This is a genomic window from Microbacterium lemovicicum, assembly GCF_003991875.1.
Taxonomy (GTDB): domain Bacteria; phylum Actinomycetota; class Actinomycetes; order Actinomycetales; family Microbacteriaceae; genus Microbacterium; species Microbacterium lemovicicum.
Genome location: NZ_CP031423.1, coordinates 308,871 through 332,973 on the forward strand (window position 1 = coordinate 308,871; position 24,103 = coordinate 332,973).

At 67.9% G+C, this 24,103-nt stretch carries 22 protein-coding genes; 15 read left to right on the forward strand and 7 right to left on the reverse strand.

Annotation, left to right across the window (positions count from 1 at the left end; all coding sequences use genetic code 11):
* Positions 1 to 41 precede the first annotated feature (41 nt).
* Together CVS47_RS01440 and CVS47_RS01445 are read right to left on the reverse strand one after the other, a co-directional pair.
* Positions 42 to 1,193 (reverse strand): NAD(P)-binding domain-containing protein, encoded by a 1,152-nt coding sequence (locus CVS47_RS01440; protein WP_127094489.1) that lies wholly within the window; start codon positions 1,191 to 1,193, stop codon positions 42 to 44.
* 36 nt (positions 1,194 to 1,229) lie between these two features.
* Positions 1,230 to 2,153 carry an ATP-grasp fold amidoligase family protein gene (locus CVS47_RS01445; protein WP_127094490.1) on the reverse strand — a complete coding sequence of 308 codons (924 nt, stop codon included), beginning with the start codon at positions 2,151 to 2,153 and terminating at the stop codon, positions 1,230 to 1,232.
* Between the two features lie 203 nt (positions 2,154 to 2,356).
* Between CVS47_RS01445 and CVS47_RS01450 the strand changes: the two genes are divergently transcribed.
* Positions 2,357 to 3,199, forward strand: coding sequence for a MerR family transcriptional regulator (locus CVS47_RS01450; protein WP_241240232.1), 843 nt, complete (start codon positions 2,357 to 2,359; stop codon positions 3,197 to 3,199).
* 131 nt (positions 3,200 to 3,330) lie between these two features.
* Here CVS47_RS01450 and CVS47_RS01455 read toward each other — a convergent pair whose 3' ends face one another.
* Genes CVS47_RS01455 through kynA form a run of 3 tightly spaced genes read right to left on the reverse strand, consistent with a single transcriptional unit; the run spans position 3,331 to position 6,278 of the window.
* The gene (locus CVS47_RS01455) at positions 3,331 to 4,161 is read right to left on the reverse strand and encodes a PaaX family transcriptional regulator (RefSeq protein WP_127094491.1); all 831 of its coding nucleotides are present in this window, start codon (positions 4,159 to 4,161) and stop codon (positions 3,331 to 3,333) included.
* Between the two features lie 19 nt (positions 4,162 to 4,180).
* Entirely contained in the window at positions 4,181 to 5,419 is a 1,239-nt protein-coding gene (locus CVS47_RS01460) for a kynureninase (protein WP_127094492.1), read from the reverse strand.
* Positions 5,420 to 5,423: 4 nt separating this feature from the next.
* On the reverse strand, positions 5,424 to 6,278 hold the full coding sequence (gene kynA, locus CVS47_RS01465; RefSeq protein WP_127094493.1) for a tryptophan 2,3-dioxygenase: 855 nt from the start codon (positions 6,276 to 6,278) through the stop codon (positions 5,424 to 5,426).
* A gap of 90 nt (positions 6,279 to 6,368) precedes the next feature.
* On the opposite strand from kynA, the gene CVS47_RS01470 reads away from it, so the two are divergent.
* From CVS47_RS01470 to CVS47_RS01480, 3 genes are all read left to right on the forward strand, one after another.
* Positions 6,369 to 6,704: a TIGR04076 family protein gene (locus tag CVS47_RS01470; protein WP_127094494.1), complete on the forward strand. Its 336-nt coding sequence runs from the start codon at positions 6,369 to 6,371 to the stop codon at positions 6,702 to 6,704.
* Entirely contained in the window at positions 6,701 to 7,696 is a 996-nt protein-coding gene (locus CVS47_RS01475; RefSeq protein WP_127094495.1) for an LLM class flavin-dependent oxidoreductase, read from the forward strand. The genes CVS47_RS01470 and CVS47_RS01475 overlap by 4 nt, the downstream gene beginning before the upstream one ends.
* 118 nt (positions 7,697 to 7,814) lie before the next feature.
* Entirely contained in the window at positions 7,815 to 8,414 is a 600-nt protein-coding gene (locus tag CVS47_RS01480; RefSeq protein ID WP_127094496.1) for a cupin domain-containing protein, read from the forward strand.
* A 37-nt stretch (positions 8,415 to 8,451) separates the two neighbouring features.
* Here CVS47_RS01480 and CVS47_RS01485 read toward each other — a convergent pair whose 3' ends face one another.
* Positions 8,452 to 9,348 carry a sugar phosphate isomerase/epimerase family protein gene (locus CVS47_RS01485; protein ID WP_164734580.1) on the reverse strand — a complete coding sequence of 299 codons (897 nt, stop codon included), beginning with the start codon at positions 9,346 to 9,348 and terminating at the stop codon, positions 8,452 to 8,454.
* 134 nt (positions 9,349 to 9,482) lie between these two features.
* On the opposite strand from CVS47_RS01485, the gene CVS47_RS01490 reads away from it, so the two are divergent.
* The 11 genes from CVS47_RS01490 to CVS47_RS01540 all read left to right on the forward strand — a co-directional run bounded on the left by CVS47_RS01490 (position 9,483) and on the right by CVS47_RS01540 (position 22,972).
* Positions 9,483 to 11,015, forward strand: coding sequence for a GMC oxidoreductase (locus CVS47_RS01490; RefSeq protein WP_127094498.1), 1,533 nt, complete (start codon positions 9,483 to 9,485; stop codon positions 11,013 to 11,015).
* Positions 11,016 to 11,115: 100 nt separating this feature from the next.
* The gene (locus tag CVS47_RS01495) at positions 11,116 to 13,167 is read left to right on the forward strand and encodes a hydantoinase/oxoprolinase family protein (protein WP_127094499.1); all 2,052 of its coding nucleotides are present in this window, start codon (positions 11,116 to 11,118) and stop codon (positions 13,165 to 13,167) included.
* Entirely contained in the window at positions 13,164 to 14,846 is a 1,683-nt protein-coding gene (locus CVS47_RS01500) for a hydantoinase B/oxoprolinase family protein (protein ID WP_127094500.1), read from the forward strand. Before CVS47_RS01495 ends, CVS47_RS01500 begins: the two co-directional genes overlap by 4 nt.
* On the forward strand, positions 14,846 to 16,111 hold the full coding sequence (locus CVS47_RS01505; protein WP_127094501.1) for an amidohydrolase family protein: 1,266 nt from the start codon (positions 14,846 to 14,848) through the stop codon (positions 16,109 to 16,111). Before CVS47_RS01500 ends, CVS47_RS01505 begins: the two co-directional genes overlap by 1 nt.
* On the forward strand, positions 16,108 to 16,533 hold the full coding sequence (locus tag CVS47_RS01510) for a nuclear transport factor 2 family protein (protein WP_206502710.1): 426 nt from the start codon (positions 16,108 to 16,110) through the stop codon (positions 16,531 to 16,533). The genes CVS47_RS01505 and CVS47_RS01510 overlap by 4 nt, the downstream gene beginning before the upstream one ends.
* A gap of 115 nt (positions 16,534 to 16,648) precedes the next feature.
* Entirely contained in the window at positions 16,649 to 18,211 is a 1,563-nt protein-coding gene (locus tag CVS47_RS01515; protein WP_164734581.1) for an ABC transporter substrate-binding protein, read from the forward strand.
* Between the two features lie 25 nt (positions 18,212 to 18,236).
* A complete protein-coding gene (locus CVS47_RS01520; protein ID WP_127094503.1) occupies positions 18,237 to 19,193 on the forward strand; it encodes an ABC transporter permease in 957 nt (318 codons plus the stop codon).
* Positions 19,190 to 20,056, forward strand: coding sequence for an ABC transporter permease (locus tag CVS47_RS01525; protein ID WP_127094504.1), 867 nt, complete (start codon positions 19,190 to 19,192; stop codon positions 20,054 to 20,056). Before CVS47_RS01520 ends, CVS47_RS01525 begins: the two co-directional genes overlap by 4 nt.
* Positions 20,053 to 21,657, forward strand: coding sequence for an ABC transporter ATP-binding protein (locus CVS47_RS01530; RefSeq protein WP_127094505.1), 1,605 nt, complete (start codon positions 20,053 to 20,055; stop codon positions 21,655 to 21,657). The genes CVS47_RS01525 and CVS47_RS01530 overlap by 4 nt, the downstream gene beginning before the upstream one ends.
* Positions 21,658 to 21,769: 112 nt before the next feature.
* Positions 21,770 to 22,246, forward strand: coding sequence for a cupin domain-containing protein (locus tag CVS47_RS01535; protein WP_127094506.1), 477 nt, complete (start codon positions 21,770 to 21,772; stop codon positions 22,244 to 22,246).
* A 369-nt stretch (positions 22,247 to 22,615) separates the two neighbouring features.
* Complete coding sequence (locus CVS47_RS01540) at positions 22,616 to 22,972, forward strand: alpha/beta hydrolase family protein (protein ID WP_127094507.1); 357 nt, start codon at positions 22,616 to 22,618, stop codon at positions 22,970 to 22,972.
* Here CVS47_RS01540 and CVS47_RS01545 read toward each other — a convergent pair.
* The gene (locus CVS47_RS01545; RefSeq protein WP_127094508.1) at positions 22,969 to 23,964 is read right to left on the reverse strand and encodes an IS481 family transposase; all 996 of its coding nucleotides are present in this window, start codon (positions 23,962 to 23,964) and stop codon (positions 22,969 to 22,971) included. The two genes, CVS47_RS01540 and CVS47_RS01545, sit on opposite strands and share 4 nt — an antisense overlap.
* Between the last annotated feature and the right edge of the window lie 139 nt (positions 23,965 to 24,103).

Genomic DNA, 24,103 nt, shown 5'->3' on the forward strand with positions numbered 1-24,103 from the left:
CCCCGCTCACCGAGTGAGCGCGGCGCGTCGGCACGGTTCCCCTACCGCTCCGACAGGTACCGCATCAGCGCCCGCACCGCATCGCGGCCCGCCCGGTTCGCGCCGACCGTCGACTGGCTGGGGCCGAAGCCGATGAGGTGGATGCGCGGCTCGGCCGCCACCTGCGTGCCGCGCATCGCGATCCCGCCGCGCGAGTTGCGCAGAGCGAGAGGGTCGAGGTGTGCGAGCGCGGGGGTGAAGCCGGTGGCCCAGAGGATCACGTCGACGGGGGTGAACGTGCCGTCCGCCTCCCGCACGCCGTGCGGCTCGATGCGGGTGAACATCGGGCGTCGCTCGAGCGCACCGCGCTCCCTGGCGGCGACGGCGTACGGCAGCCAGCCCAGGCCCGTGTACGAGACGACGCTCGCCGACGGGTCGCCGGCTTCGACCGCGGCGGTGACTTTGGCGATGGTCTCCCGTCCCTCGACCTCGGGCCGGAAGTCGCCCTCCCAGAACACCGGCTCGCGGCGGGTGTACCAGAACGTCGTCGCATCACGCGAGATCTCCTCGAGCAGCTGCACCGCCGAGATGCCGCCGCCCACGACGGCGACGCGGCGACCGGCCGTCGCGGCAGAGGATACGTAGTCGCGCGTGTGCAGCTGCGTGCCGAGGAACGTGTCCTGGCCGGGGTAGTGCGGCAGGACGGGGCTGGTCCATGTGCCGGTGGCGTTGATGACCGCACGGGTGCGCCACACCCCCGCCGACGAATCGACGAGGAGATCGCCGTCCGGGTCGTCGCCGGCTCGACGGACGGCGCTCACCGTCACCGGCCGCAGGACGGGCGGACCCATCGCCGTCTCGAACGCCGCGAAGTAGCGCGGCACCGCGTCGCGGCTCGCCTCCGCGCCGTCGATCGGCGGCTTCGGGAAGCCCGGCAGGTCGAAGATGCCGTTGACCGTCGACATGCGCAGCGACTCCCACCGGTGGCGCCACGCGCCTCCGGGTCCGGTCTCGGCGTCGAGGACGACGAAGGTACCGGGAGACGGCTGTCCCGCGCCGGAACCCCGGCCACCGGCATCCATCGCCGCCGCGCTGTCGAGTGCGCTGACGAAGCCGCGCTGAGCGAGGTGGAACGCGGCCGACAGTCCGGCCTGACCGGCGCCGATGACGACGACGGTCGCCGTGCGCTCGGCTGCCGTCGGGGAGGCGGTCACAGGCCCAGGATACGGTCCCGTAGCAGCCCGACCTCGTCAGCGATAGCGACGGGGGACCGTCCAGTGCCGTCCGAACTCCTCGTCGAACGACTCCGGATCGAACGGGCTGTCGCCGCCCGCCGGGAAGCTCGTGAGCTCGCCGAACACCACCCTGCCGTCGACGTCGTAGAGGTCCACGCGCACGAAGTCGGTGCCGGCGGCGAGGCGCTCGGCGACGTCGATCATCTCGGCGAGGTGCGCCGGTCGCGCGGGAGCGGGGTCGGCCCAGGGCGGCCCGCCCGAGAGCGGGAGGTGGCTCCAGTCGGGCAGGAAGAAGTCCTGCGTGCGCGTGCCGAAACGGCCGCTGTCGACCTGGATGTAGGCGCAGGTGCCGTGGAAGACGAAGAACTTGACGTCGTCCGGCACCGAACCGGCGGGCCCGGCGAGGAACTCCTCCACGATCACGCGGGGACGGATGCGCCCGTAGACCCACTCGCGGTTCGGTCCCTGCCCGTACAGCTTGCTCAGCCAGGTCTCCGCGATCCGTGCGACCTGCTCGCGGGAGGCGTGCTCGGCTCTGACATGCCGGTAGACCCAGCCCCACTGCGCGTCGGGGAGGCGGGCGTCCTCGGGGGCGAACCGAGACACGACCAGCGCCGCTCCGCTCCCGTGGGTGGGCTTCACGACGTAGGCGTCGGGCAGATCGACGTCGCGCAGCGCGAGTGCGTCGTCGAGGACCGCGAACACCCCCGGAAGATACCGCTCGCCGACCACGGCGGCGACGTGATCACGCACGGCGGCCTTGTCGGCGAACGTCACGATCAGGTCGCGGTGGTCGCGCAGCATCTTGTAGCGCACCTTCTCGCGGAAGGTGCGCGGGTGCCGCGTGCGCCACAGGCGGGCCGCGCGAACCAGGATGCTGCGCTCCCGCCATCTCACCCGCGGACGGCGTGACCGGCGAGACGAGGTGGAGCGGGGCATCCCTCGAGCCTATGCGCGGTCTCGATCTCCGCCCAGGGCGGGGGACCGCTTCCAGGTGCGCAGGGCGGGCTCGCGCGTCGGACGAGCTCACCGGCATCCCGACAGCCCGGTCGTCGCACTCCGGCATCTCTGCGCCGATCTCTGCACGCTCGAACAGGGCTCTGCGGGTATTGCTTGACCTTTCCACTGTGTCAGGGTCGAGCGTGGTCTCCATCATGTACACCATTGGAGAGTTCGCAGCCTACGGGCGGGTGAGCGCGCGGATGCTGCGGCACTACGACGCGATCGGACTGCTCACGCCCGCGCGGGTCGACGCGATCACCGGGTACCGGCGCTACGAGTCCTCGCAGCTGTCGGACCTGACTCGCATCGTCGACCTCCGCGGATTCGGCTGCTCGCTGGACGACGCCGCCGAGGTGCTCTCGTCGGGCGACCGGGACGCGGCGACTCGCGCGATCCTGGCCCGTCGGCGCGAGGACCTCGCGGTCTCGATCGCCGCCGACACCGCGCGCCTCGCCCTGATCGATGCGCGACTCTCCCGTCTCGAAGGAGCCCGCACCATGAACCGCATCACCTACACCTCGCTGCCCGCCGTCACCGTGTACGCGGCCAGCGGCATCGCACCCGGAGGGGGCCCGGACAACGTCTCGCCGGTCGTGGATCGCATCCTGCCGCCGCTGCTCCACTCCCTTCAGGAATCGGGCGTCGACTTCCGCGAGCCCGGCATCTTCTGGTACGAACCGGTCGAGGGGAGCGATGACCTGCGCGTCCGGGTGTCGTGGATCGCCGCCGGCGATCCCGTCGAGCACCCGGCCTGGGAGGTCGTCACCCTCCCCGAGGTCGTTCACGCCGCTGTCTTCGACTATCGCGGCGACATGCGCGGAATCGGCGACGCGTGGCAGGAGTTCATGTCCGGGCTCGCCGAGGCCGGGGTGACGATGACCGGCGCGGGGCGTGAGGTGTACCTCGAGTCCGAACCCCTGCCGCAGTCGCACTGGCTCACTCAGTTGCAGCAGCCGATCCTCCGGCTTCCCTCGAAGCACTGACCTGCCGCGAACTCATCGTGCGGAGTGGGGCGCGGCTCCTACGTTCGGGCAAGCTTGGGATAGAGCGGTGAACCGATGGTGAAGAACATCGTGTGTCGACCGAGGAGGGGTCAGTACTCAGCGAGCGAGGCTCAGCGAAGCTCTGTGGACCTCTGCACGTGCATCCAGGCGGGCTCGGCAAGTCGATCGGAAAGTCTCATGAAGTCGCTGATGCTCTTCCGCCCCGGCCAGTCATCGGGCAGAAGCGATGCGGGCAATCCTGGGTCGACGTAGGGGAGGATGCGCCACGCATCCACCAACCGGATGTAGTCGCTGAAGGCCGACCGCTCCGACACACCGACGGCTCTGTTGATCGGCTCGATCGTCTTCTGAAACTCGAGATGCTCAGCACGCAGACGCGGGAGATCCCACCACTGATTGATCGCTTCCTTCAGCGTTCCCTCGTGCAGGATCTGTTCGGCGAGGAACACGGTCGCGTAGGACCGGATGCCGAGGTCGATGAGTATTTCCTGGACCTCGTCGCTCAGGTAAGCGGGACAGATCCAGAGTGCGGGCGAGACGACGCCGCATCCGATCCACTGCAATCGGCGACGCAACTGGTGACGTACATCCCGGTGGCTCTCCGGGATGGAGAACGACACCAGACACCACGATTCGTCGTCAGCCATCTGCCGGACGGCGAAGATTCGTCGATCTCCTCGCTTGAGCATGCCGGCCGCGTCCGGGTTGAGGCGGTAACCGATGCCCGCGTCTCGGTCGGCGATCAGCAGACCTTTCTGCTTCACTCGCACGACGCCCGTTCGAGCACGTGCGGCCGGCACCCCGAGATCGTCCATGAGCTGAACGAGATCCGCGATGGCGATCCAGCCGCCGAGACGACGCAGGTAGAGACCGATGATCGTTCGAAGAAGCGAGACCGTGCTACCCGGTCTTGCGTCGAGGTCATCGAGTATGGCCGTCATCGCACCTCCAATGAACAGCTCAGTCTTCCATGCGCTCCGCGATGGCACGCACCCCGGCCAACGCCTCTTGGTGGGATGTGCTGAGGGGAGACAGGCCGATGCGGATGCCGTCGGGGAAGCGGAAGTCGGGGATCACGCCCGTGCTCCAAAGCTGCTGGGTCAGCGGTCCGAAGGACGCATGCCCCAGAGTGATGTGACTGCCGCGACCGTGTGGATCCCGGGGACTCGCGAGACGGACGTCCTTGTCGGCGAGCAATGCGTCGTACGCGTCGATCGCGAAGTTCGTGAGACTCACGGACTTGGCGCGGATGCGCTCGACCGACGCCTCCTCGATCAGGTCGAGCATCCCGGTCAGGGGAAGCATCGCGAGGATCGGCGGGGTGCCGCTGATGAACCGCCGGATACCGGCGGCCGGCTCGTAGGCGGACCCCATTCCGAAGACGTCCGCGGCACCCATCCACCCCTGGATCGGCTGGCGAAGCGCGTCGTGGTGCTCGGCCCGAACGTACGCGAACGCCGGAGCGCCCGGTCCGCCGTTGAGGTATTTGTACGTACAGCTCACCGCAATGTCGACGCCCCAGGCATCCAGCTCCATCGGTACGACTCCCACGGAGTGGCACAGATCCCACAGCATGATTGCTCCGGTCGCCTTCACGACGGCGGTGATTGCGGCCATGTCGGCGAGCGCGCCGGATCTGTAATCCACATGGCTCAGCACGACCAGAGCAGTGCGCGGCGAGACGGCCGCGGACACGTCCTCCGTGCTCACGCCCCGTACGGGATCCGGCTCGACCCATCTAACCGTCCGGCCCGATTCACGGGCGATCCCCTCGACGATGAACCGATCGGTCGGGAAGTTCCCGGCTTCGATCACGATCTCGTCGCGTCGGGGGCGGGCTTCGACGGCGGCGCGGATGAGCTTGTAGAGCAGGACGGTGGTCGAATCGGCCACCACGGTCTGACCGGGGGCCGCGCCGAGCGCAATCCGACCCAGACGGTCGCCGATCGTCACGGGCAGATCCATCCACTTCTCATCCCAAGAGCGGATGAGGCGGGTGCCCCACTCGGACCGGATGAAGTCGCGGAGGTGGTCGTCGGTCGCGCGAAGAGGCCGTCCGAGGGAGTTTCCGTCCAGGTAGGCGATGACGCCTTCCGCCGGGTGGAAGCGCGCACCGAAGTGCGCGAGGTCATCGATCCGGTCGAGTTCTTGTGCGGCCGCGGTGAGGGTGTGGACGGCGGGAGAGAGGGGAATGGTCATCGCGTCACGACCCGATCCGTGTGCGAACCGCGTACAGCTCGGGGAAGAAGGTGAGGGAGAGGGCCCGCTGCAGGAAGTCGACGCCGCTCGAGCCGCCCGTGCCGACCTTCATGCCGATCGTCCGGGAGACCGTCCTGAGGTGCCGGAAGCGCCACAGCTGGAAGTTGTCCTCGAGATCGACGAGCTCCTCGCAGGCCTCGTACAGGTCCCAGTACTGCTCGGTTCCTTCGTAGATCGCCTGGATGACCGGAACGAGGTCGTCGTTCGCGCTGTAGGGCTTGGTGATGTCGCGCTCGAGGATGTGTGACGGGACCTCGAGTCCTCGCCGTGCGGCCAGGCGCAGGAATTCGTCGTAGAGGGTCGGGCGGTGCAGCTCGCGCTCGAGCATGGCGCGCGCGGTCGGGTCCGAGTCGAAGACGCTCAGCATCTTCTCGTTTTTGTTGCCGAGGGCGAATTCCACCGCGCGATACTGCGCCGACTGGAAACCCGAGGAGTTGCCGAGGTCGTTTCGGAACTGCGCGTATTCCGTCGGAGTCAGAGTGGCGAGCACCGACCACTGCTGGATCATCACGTTCTGGATGTGCTTGATGCGCGCCATGCGCTTGAGCGCCACGGGGAGGAGGTCGGCCGCCATCGCCTCACGCGCTGAGGCCAGTTCGTGGATGACGAGCTTGAGCCATAGCTCCGTCGTCTGGTGCTGGATGATGAACAGCAGTTCGTCGTGGTGCTCCGGATCGCTGAGCGGATGCTGGGCTCCCAGCAGTCGGTCGAGTCCGAGATAGCCGCCGTAACTCATCCTGTCGCTGAAATCCGTGACGATGCTCTTCTCTATCGGCCGCACGTTCTCTTCGTTCATCATGATCACCTCGTCGACAAGATATCATTATCGTGACGGACGTCATGTTTTAGTATTCTCGGAGAGCCGATTCCCTGATCAGAGGATGTGTGCATGAGTGACGACAGAACCCCCGACGACGAGATGACCCTGTGGAATCTGCGCGTCTGCGTGGACAGCATCGGCGGCCGGTCCGTGTGCGGACTGGAGGTCGGAGACTATTTCGACGTCGTGAACAGCAATGAGCTGCGCCTGCCGGCCGACAGGCACTTCTGCATGTACGCCGTGCAGGCGGTGCTGCCGATGCTCCCGGCCAAGCAGCGTGATCTTCCTGCGGCCGATTGGCTCGAGCGCGACACGCTCGCCGCCTGTCCAGATCCCGAAGAACGACTCATCATGCGGATCGAGCGCACGGAACGTGTCACCCTGCGAACGGAGAATCTCACGTGACCCGCTCATTCGAGGTCGGTCTCGGCATCCGCAGCGATCACCCCTTCGGGGAGTACGGGCGCATCGCCGTGGCTGCGGAGGAGGCCGGCATCGACGTGCTGAGCGTGTTCGCAGACCTGTGGTTCCAGCCGGCGCTGCCCGCGCTCCTCGAGATCGCGGGCGCGACCCGGAGGGTGCGTCTGGGCGCAGCCTGTTGGAACCCGTACTCGAGCCATCCTTACGAGCTGGCGGGTCAGATGGCTGCTCTGAGCATCGCCTCGCAGGGCCGCGCCTACTTCGGCCTTGCGAAGGGAACCTGGCTCGGAGACGTCTCGATCCCGCAGCCGCGCGCGATCGCTCATCTACGTGAGTGCGTCGACGTGGTCCGGTTGCTCCTCTCGGGTGATCGGAGCGGCTATGAGGGTGAGATCTATCAGGTGGCCGCGGGCGTCGGATTCCGGGTTCCCCTTCCCGAGATCCTCCCGCCGGTCCTCATCGGCACCTGGGGCAGGCAGACCATGGCGATGGCTTCCAAAGTCGCGGACGAGGTGAAGATCGGCGGGTCCGCGAATCCCGACATGGTGCGTGTCGTGCGCGAGTGGCTGGCCGCGGGGAGTCCTGCGCGCGGGGATGCCGTCGGTGTCGTCGTCGGGGCGGTGACCGTGGTCGACGAGGACGGCGAGGCGGCGAGGGCGGTCGCCCGGCGGGAAGTGGCGATGTACCTGGCCGTCGTGGGCGAACTCGACGTGACGGTGGACATCCCGCAGGATCTGCTCTCCGAGGTGACCACGCTCGTCCGAGCAGACGATCACGACGCTGCCGGCGCACTGATCCCGGACGACCTCCTCGACCGCTTCGCCTTCGCCGGCACCCCTGACCACATCGCTCAGCAGCTCCACGCGCTGGGCGAGGCCGGAGTGCGGCGTGTCGAGTTCGGGGGCCCGCTGGGCACCGGGGATCCGCTCGCGGCGCTCGATCTCATCGGGCGCCGCGTCCTCCCCGCCTTCGCCTGACACGGAGGGCTTGGTGACAACGCGAGTGGCGGCTGTTTACTAGGATCAAATATCTCAGTGAACAATCGTCAGGAGTATTGATGTCGATGCATCTCGGCCGATCGCGTCCGATGGTGCCGTGAGCACCAGACTGGACATCCCCGACGACTCCTCTGGAGTCGGGCCCCGCCTGCGAGAGATCCGGAAGAGTCAGGGGCTGTCCCTGCGTGCGGTGGCAGACCGGAGCGGGCTCTCGGTGGGGTTCCTCTCCCAGGTGGAGCGGGGGCTCAGCTCGATCGCGCTCTCGAGTCTCCACTCGGTCGCGGACGCGCTGGGCGTCTCGCTGGCGGCGCTGTTCGAGGCGCGCCCCCAGGAACCGCAGGTCGAGGATGACGGCGCCGTGGTCTTCACGATCACGCGCGCAGTCGATCGGCCGAGGCGGACGGTCTCGAGTGGCCGTCACTACGAGCTTCTGTCCGCTCGGGCATCCGGGCTGGTCCTCGAGCCGATGCTCGTGTACATCGAGCCCGGCGGTACTCGCGAAGCGGCCAAGCCGCACGCCGGTGAGGAGTTCGCCTACGTCCTCAGCGGGGAGCTCATGTACGAGGTCGCCGGCGAGGCGCACCGCCTCGGACCGGGCGACAGTCTGTACCTGCGTTCGACCGCGCCGCACACGTTCTACAACGACGGCGAGGTGACGACCATCGTCGTCTCGGTCGTCACCCCGCGGCACTTCTGAGCGTGCCGGCGGCTATCGCCGTCGCCGACTCGTCCCCTCAGATCACGTCGCCCGTCATGTCGGCGAGCCACCGGCCGCACAGACGGATGCTCTCCTGCGCCGAGGGGGCGGCAGGCTGGTCGACCTCGACGACCCACCACAGCTCCGGCCGGTCGCTGAACAGGTCGAAGAGCGCGGGGATGTCCGCGTCGCCTCGGCCCGGTTCCACCCAGAGGCCCGCCATCACCGCCTCACGGTAGGAGCGACGCTGCTCCCGCGACTCTGCAGCCACATCCGCCCGATAATCCTTGAGGTGGACGCCCACGACGCGATCGCGGTAGGCCGTCAGCAGGGCGACCGGATCGGCCCCCGCCCAGGCCAGATGCCCGATGTCCGGCCCGAAGGAGAGCACGGTGTCCGAGACGCCGTCGAGGACGGCTCTGGTCTCCGCTTCGGTCTCCACCCACGAGCCGACGTGGGGATGCAGGGCGGGACGCACCCCCTCCGATGTCAGCACCGTCGCCGTCTCGCCGAGGAGATCCACCATCCTGGCCAGTCTGCCGGCGTCCGCGTCCAAGCCGATCGCCGCGTGCGCCACCCGTGGGTGGTCCGGCGGCATGTTCGCGCCGAAGAAGACGACCTCGATGCCGAGAGCGGCATAGTCCGCGCCCGTACGACGCACCTCGTCCAGCCGACGTCGTCGGACTGCGGGGTCATCGTTCCAGTCGTTTCCGGTGATGCCGGGGCCGAGCGCAAGGCCGTGCCGCGCGGCCTGATCCGCGTACTCCTGCCCGAGGGCGGCCTGCCGGGCTTCGACGTGCACCGCCGCGAACCCGGCGTCCGCGACGCTGCCGAGGACGACGTCGGCGTCGGGAGCGATCGAGCCGTCGACCCACCCGTCCGATGTCGCGGCCCATTGGATCGGATTCAGCGCGATGCGATCGTGACGTGGCACGGGAGCCTCCTGTTTTTTAGTGAAATCAAAACGAAACTTTACTGTGATTGATTTTGTGTTCTATTAGAACCGACCTTCTCGATGTGCGCGACCCCCGTCGGCGCACTCCCTCAGCAGGATGACTGGAAGACGTGATGGCGCAGCGCGGACCGAACCCCCACTCCTCACGCCCGCGATCGGCCGAGGTCGTGATCGTCGGAGCCGGGATCATGGGGGCCGTCGTCGCCGCACGCATCCGTGAGCTCCGACCGCATGCGTCGGTCCTGATGGTGGATGCGGGTCCCCCACTCGGCTCCGCGCTCGGACACCATCTCCATGACACGCCCGACGAGGAGATGCGTTCGCAGTTCCTCGCCCGCGCCGAGCGGGCGAACCAGGAGAGGTACATGAGCCGCGGCGGTGCGGATGCGGGCCGCGATCTGACAGCGGTGCCTCCCGGAATGCACCCGCTCGCAGGTTTCGGGCACGACACCGCGCAGATGCCCGGCGCGTCGATCGGCTGGAACCTCGGCGGAATGAGCGTGCACTGGGCAGCGGCGACACCGACACCCTTCGGCAGTGAGATCCCCGCGGAGATCGATCGACAGGAGTGGGACTCCGACCTGCTGACCGCGCAGCGACTCCTGCATGTCCATCCCGCGGCGTATCCGTCCGATGCGGTGGGTGACGCCGTGCTGGAGGTGGTGCAGGACACACTCGAAGGGCGAGGCGCCGAAGGACGGCATCCGCAGCCCATGCCCGTCGCGATGCAGCCGCACTCCGATGGACGGCTGCACCGCACCGGACCCGGCGCGGTGTTCCCGGCGATCGAGCGCGGCGGCGACGATTTCTTCGAACTGCAGCACTCCACGATCGTGCGGCGCGTGCTGACCGAGGACGGTCGTGCAACCGGCGTCGTCGTCCGCGCGCTCGACTCGGATCAGGAGAGCGTGGTCCACGCCCCTGTGGTCGTGATCTGCGCCGACACCATGCGGACTCCGCAACTCCTCTTCGCCTCCGGCCTCGGCGGTCCGGCCGTCGGACGCCACTTGAACGAGCACGCCTTTCTCGCGGGGACGATCCTCGTGGACCTGCAGAGGCTGGGGGTGCGCGAGACCACGCCCCATCTCGACGGCGAATGGTTCACGTCTGCGAGCTGGCTGCCTCACAGCGACGAGGAGCAGCCCTTCCAGGCTCAGATCATGCAGACGCCCGTCGACGGGGGCGCTGACTCGCCGCAGGAGTTCGCCGTCACGATGGCCTTCTACGTCCCGACCGAGGTGAGAGCTGACAATCGCATCGAGTTCTCTGCCGAGGAGGAGGACATCATCGGGATGCCGCGCATGACCGTCCGCTTCGGGTACACGCCGAAGGACGAGGCCCTGATCGAACGTGCGCGCGGCGAGCAGGCGCTCATCGCGGAGCGCCTGGGCCGGTTCGATCCGTCCCAGCCGTCGACGCTTCTGCCCGCAGGCTCGTCCCTCCACTACACGGGCACGGCGCGCCTCGGCAGCAGTGCGGACGGTTCCAGCGTCTGCGATCCGGACGGCAGGGTGTGGGGCTGCGAGGGCGTCCTCGTGGCCGGAAACGCGGTCGTTCCGACTGCGCTCGTCGCCAACTCGACCCTTGCCGGCGCTGTCACGGCCGTCCGCGCGGGCCGGGCAGCGGCGCGTCTGCTCGGCGGATGACGTCCATGTAACGAACTCCGCTTGCTATTGACACTGAGTAGAGCTGAATTTTAGTGTGAGTGAAATTTAATGAACGTTTGTTCAATAAGAAGGGACTTCCATGATTGAGCGTCCATATCGCCTTGCCGTCGACATCGGCGGCACGTTCGTGGACGCCATGGAACTCGACCAGCGCACGGGCGTCGTTCGATTCCGGAAGGCGTCGACGACACCAGCGGAGCCGTGGAAGGGCGTCCTGGCGGCCGTCGAAGAACTCGGCACCGACCTCTCCCAGACGGAGCTGTTCATCCATGGAACGACGCTCGGGCTGAACGCGGTGCTCGAACGCCGGGGCGGCCACACCGGAATCATCACCAACGCCGGCCTCCGCGACATCTTCCTCATGGGCCGAGGCAATGTCCCCGATGACCGCATGTACGACTTCCAGTACGAGCGGCCTGCAAGCCTCGTCGAACGCCGCAACACCGCCGGAGTCATCGGGCGCCTCGACCACCTGGGCCGCGAGGTCACGCCGCTCGATGAGGACGACCTGCGGGAAACCGCACGTCGTCTCGTCGAGGACAACGGCGTCATCTCCCTCGCGGTCTGCTTCGTCCATTCGTACCGCAACCCCGCGAGCGAGCAGCGTGCGGCGACCCTTCTGCGCGAGTGGTATCCCGACGTGAAGGTCAGCGTGTCCACCGACATCGTCCAGGAGTACCGCGAGTACGAGCGCACCTCGACGACGGTGCTGGAGGCCTACATCCGGCCGATTTTCGAGCGCTACGTCGACGAGCTCGAGCGCGGCCTCGCCGCGCTCGGTTTCGACGCACAGTTCCTCATCATGCGCTCGGGCGGTGGATCGATGACCTCGGCCACAGCGAAGCACACCCCGACCCCGACGGTGCTCTCCGGACCCGCCGGCGGAATCGTCGGGGGCGAGTACATCGCCGAGACCCTACGTCGCGACAAGGTGCTCACATTCGACATCGGCGGCACGTCGCTCGACGCGTGCGTGATCGACGACGGCCAGGCGGTCGTGACCCACCAGGCCGAGCTCGAACACTTCCCTCTGCTCATCCCCGCCTACGACATCCGCACGATCGGCGCCGGCGGCGGCTCCATCGCCTCCGTCGATCGCGGCTTCCTCAAGGTCGGGCCGCGCAGCGCCTCGGCCGTCCCCGGCCCGGTCGCCTATGGCCGCGGCGGCACGGAGCCGACGGTGACGGATGCCTCGGTGGCGCTCGGCTACGTGGACCCCGAGAGCTTCCTCTCCGGCACGATGCGTCTGCACGACGCTGAGGCGGTGGAGGCGCTGCGTACCGAGATCGCCGAGCCGCTCGGCCTCAGCGTCACCGCCGCCGCCGCCGGCATCTTCGACGTCATGCTGGCACGCACCGTTGGTGCCGTCCGGCAGATCACCGTCGAGCGCGGACATGACCCCCGGGTCTTCTCGCTGCTCGCCTTCGGTGGCGCGGGCCCGCTCGTCGCGCCCCTCCTCGCCCGTGAGATGGGAGTGGGCGAGGTCATCGTGCCCTTCGCTCCGAGTGGTTTCAGCGCATGGGGCATGTTGAGTGCTGATGTCGTGACCGACTTCTCCCGCACCCGGATCGAGGTCCTGGACGACGCCGACCCCGCCGACCTCGCCGGCGGCCTGGACGCCGTGGGCGATCTTGCGCTGGCGTCGCTGGAGGAACAGGGCATCGCCCGTGCGGACGCCGAGATCGAACGCCGCCTCGAGCTGCGCTACCTCGGACAGGAACATACGCTCATGGTGTCCGTGGACTCGGGTGAGATCGACGTCACGGCCGTGCGCGCGGCCTTCGACGACGCGCACCGCGGCCGGTACGGTCACGCACTCCCGAACGCGGTCCAGATCCTCACTCTCCGAGTGCGCGGTCTCGGCCGCACCGTGCGACCCGAGCTGAAGACGAGCGACTCGGCCGGCGCCGATCCGTCCCCCGCCTTCGTCAAGACCCGCACCGCTTTCGACTTCGGCATGCGCGAGCTCGCCGACTTCGACGTCTACGATCGGTCGCTCCTGCGGCCGGGCAACACCTTCACTGGTCCCGCGCTCGTGGACGAGGGAACGTCGACCACCGTCGTCCACAGCGGTCAGCGCGTGACCGTCGAGGAACACGGCTACCTGCTCATCACCCCGGAGGCATCGTGACCACGCCCGCTCTGGACGGGGCGACCATCGAGGTCGTCCGCTCCTACCTGCTCGCCGCAGCCGACGAGATGCGGACCACCCTCATCCGCACCGCATTCAATCCCGTGATCTACGAAGTGTTGGATTTCGGGATCTCGATCTACGATGCGCAGGCGGAGCTCGTCGCCGAGGCGCCGGGTCTGACCTTCTTCCTCGGCGCGAACGACTATTCGCTGCAGAAGGGCATCGAGTACGTCGGCAAGGACAACCTCCACGCCGGTGACGTCGTGATGCTCAACTACCCGTACTGGAACGCCGCGCACGCGTACGATGCGACGCTGTTCGCCCCGGTGTTCCTCCCCGGGGCGGACGAGCTGATTGGCTACGTCTGCGTACGCGCGCACTGGATGGATCTCGGAGCGAAGGACGCCGGGTACGTCCTGGACTCGACCGACGTGCATCAAGAGGGCATGCTCTTCCCCGGCACGAAGGTGTGGAGCCGCGGTGAGCCCGTCCACGACATACACGAGCTCATCCGATTCAACTCGCGGATGCCGGACCTCGTCCTCGGAGACCTGCACGCCCAGGTCGCGAGCCTGCGCACGGGCGAGCGCCGGTTCGTCGAGATCATCGAGAAGTTCGGCGTCGACGTCGTCGCCGACGCGGTCGCCGCGGCACGCGCCGAGAGCGAGGCCCGCACCCGCGAGGCGCTCCGCGCGCTGCCGCAGGGGACGTGGACGGCCGAGGATCTCCTCGACGATGACGGGCTGAGCGACGACCCCATTCCGATGAAGGTCACCGTGACGAACGCCGACGGCGAGCTCACGATCGATTTCGCCGGCTCGTCGGACGCTGTCCGCGGACCCGTGAACATGCCCTACGGCGCGACGATCGCACTCGGGAAGGTCGTTCTGAAGAATCTGACCGCCCGTGACGAGCCGAGCAACGCCGGAACGACCGTGCCGCTCACCGTTCTCGCCGAGCCCGGCACCCTCTTCCACGCCGTGTACCCCGCGCCGACCTTCACTCTCTGGACGGGCATCGTCGCGCTGGAACTGGTCTACAAGGCTCTCGCCCAGGGCATGCCCGACCTGCTGGCCGCCAGCTCCGGCGGCGACGTGCCCGGCTTCATGATGGTCGGGTCGCACCCGGACACCGGCGAGTTCTACGCGATCAGCAACAACGATCCGATCGGCTGGGGCGCCAGCCCCGACCACGACGGCCTCGAGGCGACGATCCATCTGTCCGAGTCGACGGTGCGCAACACCCCGCTGGAGGTGCTCGAGGCCCGGAGCGGCATGCGCTTCGAGCGCATCGAGATCCGCACGGACTCCGGCGGAGCGGGGCGTTTCCGAGGCGGAAGCGGCATCACCCGCGACATTCGCTTCGTGGCGGAGGGCGAGCTGCTGTCCGTCATCAAGAAGACCAAGACCCGCCCGTGGGCACTGGACGGCGGGCAGGAGCCCGAGCCCAACCAGGTCATCGTGTTCCCCGGAACAGACCGCGAGGCGCGGGTGAGCACGAAGCGGACTCCCGTCACGGCCGGCGACCTCATCCGCATCGAGAGCGCGGGCGGCGGTGGCCACGGCGATCCCCGATCGCGCGACCCGGAGGCGGTCCGCCGCGATCTGGCGGAGGGTTACATCTCCGAGCGGACGGCGCGCGACGTGTACGGACTCACCGACATGGAAGGAGCATGATGACCGACCCCGCAGCCCTCCGATCGGTGGCCAGCGTCGCCACGACCCCGGCGAGCGTCGTCCTCACCGCCGCACGGATCGTCGACGTCGGAGCCGGAACGAGTGCGCTCGGCGCGATCTGGGTCCGCGACGGCGTGATCGCGGCGGTGGGCGACGAGAGCGTCGTTCGCGCATCCGCCGACGGCGCCGTCGAGATCTCGATGGGCGGAGCCACCGTCGCCCCCGGCCTGCTGAACATGCACACGCACTTCTCCCTCGCCCTCCCCGGGGTGCGGGGCGATCAGATGGCGGCGCTGGATGACGCGGGCCTCGCGCTCTACATGGCCGACGGCGCACGTCGAGCGCTGCACGCGGGAATCACGACCGTCCGCTGCGTGGCGGAACGGGATCATGTGGACTTCTCGCTGCGCGCCGCCATCTCCCAGGGGCAGATTCCAGGCCCGCGCATCTTCACCGCGGGTCAGGCCCTGGTCTGCACCGGCGGTCACGGTCACGCGACGGGGGACACCCTGGAATGCGACGGAGCGGACGCCTTCGCCCGCGGCGTGCGCACGCAGGTGAAGGCGGGCGCCGATCTCATCAAGGTGATGATCTCCGGAGGCATCGCGGGCGAGCACGAGCGCATCGACACCCCCCAGCTGACGGACGCGGAGATGATCGCGGCGATCGAGACAGCGCACGCATGGGGACGCAAGGTCACCGCGCACGCAGGACCGGCGGCGATCATCGAACGCGCCGTGGCCCTGGGGCTCGACTGCGTCGAGCACGGGTACGAGCTGACCCCCGAGACCGCCGATCGGATGGCCGCCGCGGGCACCCATCTCGTGCCGACCCTCATCGTCACCCGCTGCAAGGCCTTCTTCGACGAGCTCGGCGTGCCGGAATGGATGCAGGCCCGCTCCCTTGGAGCCGGACCTCGCCACCTGGAGTCGTTCCGGATGGCGCTCGAGGCAGGTGTGCCGATCATGGTCGGCAGCGACATGCCGCCGTTCTGGTTCTTCGAGGGGACGACCGCCATCGTCCGCGAGATGGAGCACATGAGCGAGCAGGGTCTCGGCCCCGCCGCCACCCTCAAGGCGGCCACTCTGACCCCCGCGTCGTGGTTGGGAGTCGACGACGAGATCGGCAGCATCGACGTCGGCAAGCGCGCCGACCTGATCGCCATGGACGCTGACCCGCTCGAGGACATCAGCGCTCTGCGCGGCATCCGGTGGGTGATGCAGGGCGGAGACGTCGTGCGCGACGATCGGAGGGCAGTCGCGTGACCACCGCTCAGGACTCCCGCACAACGGATGCCGCCGATGAGGTGATCGCCGGCATCCGCGACATGTACGACGCCTTCACGGTGAACGACCGTGAGCGGTTCGATTCTCATCTCCATCACGCCACCACCACGTGGGAGAGCGAGCTGCCCCGGATGTACACACGCGCCGATCTCGACGAATTCCGCGACCGTCGCGGCGACTCCGGCGAACGCACCGTCGTCAGCGAGGTGGTCGTCATCCCGCAGCGCGTGGAGGTGTGGGGCGACACGGCCGTCGCGGCCTACCTCCTGCGCGTCGTGACACCGGATGCCGCCCCCGACGGTGTCACCCGCGTCACCGACGTGCTCCGACGCGGCGAGGACGGATGGCGGATCGTCCATCACCATGCCCAGGACCGCGACGTCGACGATCCGACGGCCTAGGCCCCGCAGACACGAAACCCGACCCGTCACGAACCTCCAGACCCCATCGAATCCGACGCTGATCGACGACCGAACACCCCGCACCCGAAGCACCACCGAACGAAGGAGCAGTACCGTGCGCAGCACCCAGACATCACGCGGTTGGCGGGCGAAAGCCCTCGCCGCAGCGGCGACCATCGCCGCACTCTCGCTCCTCGCCGCCTGCTCGGGCGGCGGGGGCGGGGACACCGGAGGCACCGGAGAAGCCGTCGAGGGCAAGACCCTCGTGGCCGCTCAGCCGGTCGACCTCGCGCCGAGCTCGTTTCTGAAGACGACGTTCGGCAACATCCTCGCCGAATACGCGGTCTTCGAGACGCTCACGCTCATCAGCCCGGAGTCCGGCGAGCCCGAGGGCGTCCTCGCGTCGTCCTGGGAGATCGCGCCCGACCAGCTCAGCATGGACATCACGCTGCGCGACGACGTCACCTTCCACAGCGGCAAGAAGTTCACCGCGGATGATGTCATCTTCACCCTCGAGAAGGTGCAGGATCCGGCGGAGGGCGCCGCCAACGAGGTCATCGCCGCAAACATCTCGGCGATGGACAAGATCAGCGACACCGAGCTGAAGCTGACTTTCGCGCAGCCGGAGGTGAGCATGTTCGACCTGTTCGAATCCATGCCGATCGTCAACAGCGAGTCTTACGCAGACAACGCCGCCGGTGAAGTCGTCGACGGCACGGGTCGCTTCTCCTGGGACAAGTGGACCCCCGGCTCGACCTTGGAGCTGAAGAAGTACGACGGCTACCGCGACGCCGCCAACACCACGCTCGCCGGCATCGAGGTCCAGGTGATCGCCGACGCCTCGGCGATGCTCTCGGCGGTCCGCAGCGGTTCCGTCCAGTACGCCATCGGCATCCCGGCGTCCGACTCGACCGTTCTCGCACAGGACCCCGCATTCGCTCTGGTGAAGACGGGCGGAAGCTCGGAGTCGCTTGCATTCGACGTCACGCAGGCACCGTTCGACAAGCCGGAGGTGCGTCAGGCGATCGCCTACGCGATCGACCGTGACCGCATCAACGATCAGGTCTACGGGGGTCAGAGCCGCCCGACAGATCTGTTCTGGAAGGAAGCGAGCCCCGGCTACGACGAAGAGCAGTCGAATCTCTACGGTTACGACATGGACAAGGCGGCTCAGCTCCTCGCGTCCGCGGGCGTCAGCAACACCTCGTTCGACCTCCTCGCGGTGAACGACCCCGCCACGCTGGGTGCGTTCCAGATCATCCAGAACAGCCTCGCGGAGCTCGGCCTCAACGCGACGGTCACGGCAGTGGACTCGGCCGATTACGACCAGCGCAAGGCAAGCGGGCAGATGGGCGCGCCGGTATACCTCATCGGCGCGACGGAGTCGCAGTCGCCGGGAGCCACGCTGCAGACCCGTGTGGAGCTGCGAGCGGAAGACAACCTCACCGGTTTCTCCTCTCCTGAGTACACGTCGCTGATCCAGGACGTCACCACGGCGACCGATCCCGAAGTGATCCGTGAGGCGTTGCGCGCGTACAACGAGTACTTCCTCGATCAGGCGTTCGTACTGCCGATCGTGCAGTCGCAGAACATCAGCGTCCGTTCCTCGGACGTGGATGGCATCGGCGGCACGCAGGCCGGCTTCATCCGCCTCGACACGGCGTCCTTCACGTCCTGATTCACATACGGAGAGGGTGACTGACATGTTCGCTCAGACGCGCAGACGAGCCGTCTCACTGGCGGTGGTTCTGGCGATCGGTTCGGTCGTCGCATTCGCGGTGCCGCGACTCGCGCCCGGCGACGTGGCAGTCACCCTCGCCGGCCCCAATGCGACGCCCGAGAACATCGAGGCGATCCGAGAGCGACTGGGGCTGGACCGGCCGGAGATCGTGCAGTTCTTCGACTGGATCGGCGGGCTGTTCCGAGGTGACCTCGGAACGTCGTACGTCTACAGCCGCAGCGTTGCGAGCCTCATCGGCGACCGGCTCGACAGCACTCTGCAGCTGGCCCTGCTGGCAGCGCTGTTCGTCGCGATCCTCGCGACAGTCCTGGGCGTGCTGATGGGCTCCTCGCGACAGCCGAGACTGCGCGCAGTTCTTGACGTCGTAAGCAGCCTGTTGATCGCCGTCCCGTCGTTCCTGGTGGGACTGCTCTTCATCCTCGCGTTCGGCGTGCTGAACCGGTGGCTCCCCATCAGTGGGCAGGTGTCGGTCACGGAGGACGTCGGGGAGGGGCTTCGCTACCTGCTCCTGCCCGCCCTCGCACTGTCGCTGTCGGCGGTGGGTGTGATCTCACGCCTGATCGGCACGGACATGCGCACCATGCGCGAGGAGGAGTTCGTCTACCTCGCCACGAGCAAGGGCGCCTCGCGATGGCGCATCACCCTGCGACACGTGCTGCCCAACAGCCTCAACGCGGCGATCGTGGCGTTCGGCCTCACGATCGGCGATCTGCTGGCCGGTGCCATCGTCATCGAAGCGCTCTTCAATCGTCAGGGTCTCGGACAGCTCGCCGTGCTCAGCGTGCAGTCCCGCGACTTCGCCGTCCTGCAGGTGCTCATCCTGGGCGCCGTCGTCGTGGCGGCCGTGTTCCAGATCCTCACCGAGGTGGCCATCGCGTCCCTCGATCCGCGAATCCGAGCAGGAGTGTCCGCACGATGACCGCCACCGCCGCCCTGACCGAACGGACCGGCCCGCGCCGCTATCCTTCCCTGTCGCGCTACGCCTCGGCGCTGCGCAGTCCGAAGGGCATCATCGGCATCACGATCATCGTGGTGCTCGGATCCGCTGCACTGCTGGCGCCGGTGATCTTCCCCGCCGGTCCCGACGTGCAGAGCCGTGATGCGCTGCTCGGGATCTCCGCGCAGCATGTCTTCGGCACGGACGAGTACGGCCGCGACCTGCTGACCCGCAACCTGTACGGCCTGCGGATCGATCTGTTCATCATCCTCACCGCCGTCCCGCTGAGCATGATCCTCGGGACACTGCTGGGCCTGACCGGTGCGATCTCCGAGCGATTCGGCAGCATCGTGCAGCGCTGCCTCGACGTGATCGTCGGCTTCCCGGGCCTGATCCTCGGCATCTGCATCGTCGTCATCCTCGGTCCCGGATGGTTCCCGATCTTCCTGACGATCCTCATCACAGGGCTGCCCAGCGCGGGGCGGCTCTCGCGCGCCGTGCTGCTGCGCGAGCGGGATCGCGAGCATGTGCTGGCCGCGCGCGTCCTCGGCGTGCCCCGCTGGAAGATCCTGCTGCGGCACATCCTCCCGTTCACCGTCGAATCGGCGCTGGTGAACGCCGCCGTCTGGATGGTGATCGGCGTGTACATCGGCGCCGGCCTCAGCATTGTGGGCCTGGGCGTGCAGCCACCCACCCCGTCCCTCGGGGTGCTGATCAACGGCGGGATGCGCTACATCTATCAGGCCCCCACCTATGTCCTGTTCCCCGCGCTCATCCTGGTGCTGATCGCCATCGCCTTCGGCTTCATCGCCGACGCCCTCAACGAGAGGACGGCGAAGCGATGACTGCACCCGATTCCGTCATCCCCCTTCTGAGCGTGCGAAACCTCTCGGTCGGCTTCTCCGGTGAGCGCGGCGCGATCACCCAGGTCGTCGACGAGGTGTCCTTCGACATCGACCAGGGACGCATCCTCGGCGTCGTGGGCGAGTCCGGCTCCGGCAAGTCGGTCACAGCACGCGCGGTGATGCGCATGCTGGCGCCGTCGGCACGGGTGACGAGCGGCTCGGTGCTCCTTCGCGGCGACGACATCCTGCGTGCTCCCGAGAAGCGCATGCGTGCCATGCGCGGACGCGACATGGGCATGGTCTTCCAGGATCCGCAGTCGACGCTCAACCCGATCATGCGCATCGGCGACCAGATCGAGGAGTCGCTGCGTATCCACGGCGTCGACCGCGATGCGGCTCGGCTGCGCGTCCGGGAACTGCTGGAGCAGGTCGGCATCTCCGATCCCGAACGCGCGAGGCGCAGGTTCCCGCACGAATTCTCCGGCGGGATGCGTCAACGCGTCGTCATCGCGACAGCGCTGGCCAACAGCCCCTCCCTCCTCATCGCGGACGAGCCCACCACCGCCCTGGACGTGACCGTGCAGGCTCAGGTTCTCAACCTCCTGCTCGAGATGCGCAGGGAGCTCGGGATCGCGATCCTCCTCATCACGCACGACATGGGCGTGGTGGCCGACACCTGCGACGAGGTTCTGGTCATGAACGGCGGGCGCGTCGTCGAGAGCGGGCCGGTCGGTGCGGTGCTCACGACTCCGAAGGACGCCTACACGCGACGTCTCCTTGCCGCGATCCCCGACCTCACAGCGCCCACCCGGCCTGCGCCGCCGGCGTCCACAGCGGTATTGCAGGCTCGCGAGGTCCGGACGGTCATCGGCGGGAGCCGACACGGGCACGTCGCGGTCGACGGTGTTTCGCTGTCGATCGCACGGGGTGAGACGCTCGGCCTGGTGGGCGAATCGGGCTGCGGCAAGTCGAGCCTGTCGAAGACGCTCGTCGGACTGCTGCCCGCAGCATCAGGGTCGATCGAACTGCGCGGGTCGGACGTCACGGCGATGACGACGAAGGATCGCGCACGGCTCAGCGACTCCGTGCAGTACGTCTTCCAGGATCCGCTGGCCTCTCTCAACCCCCGACGGACCGTCGCTCAATCCCTCGAGGAGGCCATAGAGACGGCCCGCGGACCCCGCCGCGATCCACGCGCGCGCAGCACGGAACTGCTCGAACGCGTCGGGCTGGGGCCGGAGAGCCTCGATCGCTACCCGCACGCGTTCTCCGGCGGACAGCGTCAGCGCATCGGCATCGCGCGGGCGCTGGCTGCCGACCCGGAGATCATCATCCTCGACGAGCCGGTGTCGGCCCTCGACGTCTCGATTCAGGCCCAGGTGCTCGACCTCCTCGTGGAGCTGCAGGACGACCTCGGCGTCGGCTATCTCTTCATCTCGCACGATCTCGCGGTCATCCGCTCGATCAGTCATCGGGTGATGGTGATGCGAGCCGGCCGGATCGTGGAAGAGGGCGACACGGATGACGTGTTCGAACGCCCGCAGCACGAGTACACACAGCAGCTCCTGTCCTCCATCCCCCGCCTGGAAGACGCTGAATGAACCGCGAACCGCGGGCGTCCGCTGCGGACGTCGCTCGTCATCGCTCCGGTCGTGCGCGCGCCGCTTCTGCCATGCTGACATCATCAGCTTCCAACGAGAGGGACACACGACGATGACGTCCGAAGAGATCATCCTGGGAGATCTTCCCGCCGGTATCGTGCGGGCGGACGAGGCCTACGCCGGTCGGGTGTGGAACGTCCTGGGGCACACGTACACCACCAAGATCGAGAGCGCGTCGACGTACTCGTGGCTCTCCCTCGACCCGGCCGGCACCGGAGTCCCTCCGCACGTGCACCCCACGCAGGACGAGTTCATCTATGTCTTCGAGGGCGTCTACACGCTCTACCTCGATGGACAGTGGACGACCGCGGGCCCCGGTGATCTCGTGCAGATGCCCCGCAACCTGCCGCACGCCTATTACAACAAGCAGGACTCGGTGGCGAAGTCGCTCTTCTGGGTCAGTCCCGGCGGGAAGCTGGCGAACCTGTTCAGCCTGCTCCACAACGTCACCGACCCCGCCGAGGTCGTCCGCCTGTCGGCGCTGAACGGCGTGGACTTCCTGCCCGAGGGGGCGGTCGACGGGGCGTGACGACGCCCGCCGTCGATCCTGCGCCGCGGGACGGCATCCTCCGGTACGGCCAGCACGAGGACCAGCGGATCGAGCTGACCCGTCCGAACGGAGATCCGCGGGGCGCGCCCGTAGTCATCCACGGCGGATACTGGCGGGCGCGGTTCACGATGAACCTGATGCGGCCCCTCGTGCCGGTGTTCGACGAGGCCGGGTGGCTCGTCGCGAACATCGAGTACCGCCGGGCCGCTGACGGCTGGACCGCCACGCGTGACGATGTCGCTGCGGCGCTGACCGCGGTGAGAGACCTGAGCGCCACGCGCGGACTGCTGGTCGTCGGCCACTCGGTCCGGCGGGCAGCTGGCCCTGCTGAACGGGCGCGAGGGCGACATGGTCGTCGCGCTTGCGCCCGTGAGCGACCTCGTGAGCGGCTACGACGAGGGGATCGGCGACGGCGCGATCGAGGAGTTCCTCCACGACTCGCCTACCAGCCGGCCCGACGTGTACTTCGAGGCTTCGCTCCTTGCACACGTCCCACCGCTCAGCGAGGTGGTCGTCGTCCACGGACGCGACGATGCTCGCGTGCCCATCGCCCAGACGCGCACCTACGTGGCGGCGTCCCGGGCGACGGGGCAGGACGTCACGGTCCTCGAGGTGCCGAGTCTCTCGCACCTCGACGCGATCGATCCGCGGGCACCGCACTGGCGCGACGTGTCCGCATGGATCGACGGTCGACGGGCGCCCTAGTTGTGATGTCCAGGCAGGTTGTTGAGTCTGCTGATGGGTGGGCCGCCGATGGCGGAGTGGGTTCGGTGATGATTGTAGAAGTGCAGCCAACCGGGCAAGGCAGCGCGTCGTTCGGTTTCTGAGGAGTAGAAGCGGGCGTAGGCCCATCCGTCGGCGAGGGTGCGGTGCAGGCGCTCGATCTTCCCGTTGGTCTGCGGCCGGTAGGGGCGAGTTCGTTTGTGGCGGATCCCGAGCTGGGTGCAGGCGTCTTTCCAGGCGTGGGATCGGTAGGCCGAGCCGTTGTCGGAGAGCACGCGCTCGACGGTGACGCCGCGTTCAGCGAACCAGGTGACTGCGCGCTCGAGCACGCCGATCGCCGTGACGGCCTTCTCGTCTGCGCAGACCTCGATGTAGGCGACGCGGGAGTGGTCGTCGATCACGGTGTGCAGGAACGCGGTGCCGATGAGAGGGCGGTAGTGGCGGCCGCGTTCCCCGGTTCGGACGGCTTGGTCGCGGGCGTTGGCTTTGCTCTGCTGGCGGCTGAGGAACTTGTGTCCGCCGCCGTCGGGGATGTTGCCGAACTTGGTGACGTCGACGTGGATAAGCGAACCCGGGTGCGGGTGCTCGTAGCGTCGGATCGGCTCGCCGGTGACGCGGTCGATATGGCTGAGCCGGTTGATCCGGGCGCGCACGAGCACCGCGTGAACTGTCGATGCCGGCAACCCCAGTTCGCCGCCGATCTGCACAGGTCCGAGCCGTCGCCGCCATCGCAACCTGACGATTCGTTTGACGACATCCGGTGGTGTTCTGGTCGGCATCGACCGCGGGCGACTGGAGCGATCCACCATCCCCGCAGCGCCCTCGGCCCGATATCGGGCCGCCCACTTTCGGGCAGTCACGGGCGAGACCATGAACATCTTGGCCGCGACGATCACCGGCCACCGATCATCGACGACGAGCCGCGCCAACCGAAGTCGAGCGCGCGGAGTCAGAGCAGCATTAGCGTGGGACACGAAGGCCTCCTGAGTGCGAGAGCGGTTCCTAGACAGCTCCACTCTCGCAACGGGAGGCCTTCACCCGTCAGCGAATCACACGCTATTCACGCAACAACGTCCCTGGACATCACACCTAGTCGGGCCGCGAACCGATCCC

Bases quoted from the DNA above. Each gene is read 5' to 3' on its own strand.
- CVS47_RS01445 (WP_127094490.1), bottom strand. From the start codon at position 2,153: ATGCCCCGCTCCACCTCGTCTCGCCGGTCACGCCGTCCGCGGGTGAGA.
- CVS47_RS01455 (WP_127094491.1), bottom strand. From the start codon at position 4,161: ATGACGGCCATACTCGATGACCTCGACGCAAGACCGGGTAGCACGGTC.
- CVS47_RS01460 (WP_127094492.1), bottom strand. From the start codon at position 5,419: ATGACCATTCCCCTCTCTCCCGCCGTCCACACCCTCACCGCGGCCGCA.
- kynA (WP_127094493.1), bottom strand. From the start codon at position 6,278: ATGATGAACGAAGAGAACGTGCGGCCGATAGAGAAGAGCATCGTCACG.
- CVS47_RS01470 (WP_127094494.1), top strand. From the start codon at position 6,369: ATGAGTGACGACAGAACCCCCGACGACGAGATGACCCTGTGGAATCTG.
- CVS47_RS01490 (WP_127094498.1), top strand. From the start codon at position 9,483: ATGGCGCAGCGCGGACCGAACCCCCACTCCTCACGCCCGCGATCGGCC.
- CVS47_RS01495 (WP_127094499.1), top strand. From the start codon at position 11,116: ATGATTGAGCGTCCATATCGCCTTGCCGTCGACATCGGCGGCACGTTC.
- CVS47_RS01505 (WP_127094501.1), top strand. From the start codon at position 14,846: ATGACCGACCCCGCAGCCCTCCGATCGGTGGCCAGCGTCGCCACGACC.
- CVS47_RS01520 (WP_127094503.1), top strand. From the start codon at position 18,237: ATGTTCGCTCAGACGCGCAGACGAGCCGTCTCACTGGCGGTGGTTCTG.
- CVS47_RS01525 (WP_127094504.1), top strand. From the start codon at position 19,190: ATGACCGCCACCGCCGCCCTGACCGAACGGACCGGCCCGCGCCGCTAT.
- CVS47_RS01530 (WP_127094505.1), top strand. From the start codon at position 20,053: ATGACTGCACCCGATTCCGTCATCCCCCTTCTGAGCGTGCGAAACCTC.
- CVS47_RS01535 (WP_127094506.1), top strand. From the start codon at position 21,770: ATGACGTCCGAAGAGATCATCCTGGGAGATCTTCCCGCCGGTATCGTG.
- CVS47_RS01540 (WP_127094507.1), top strand. From the start codon at position 22,616: ATGGTCGTCGCGCTTGCGCCCGTGAGCGACCTCGTGAGCGGCTACGAC.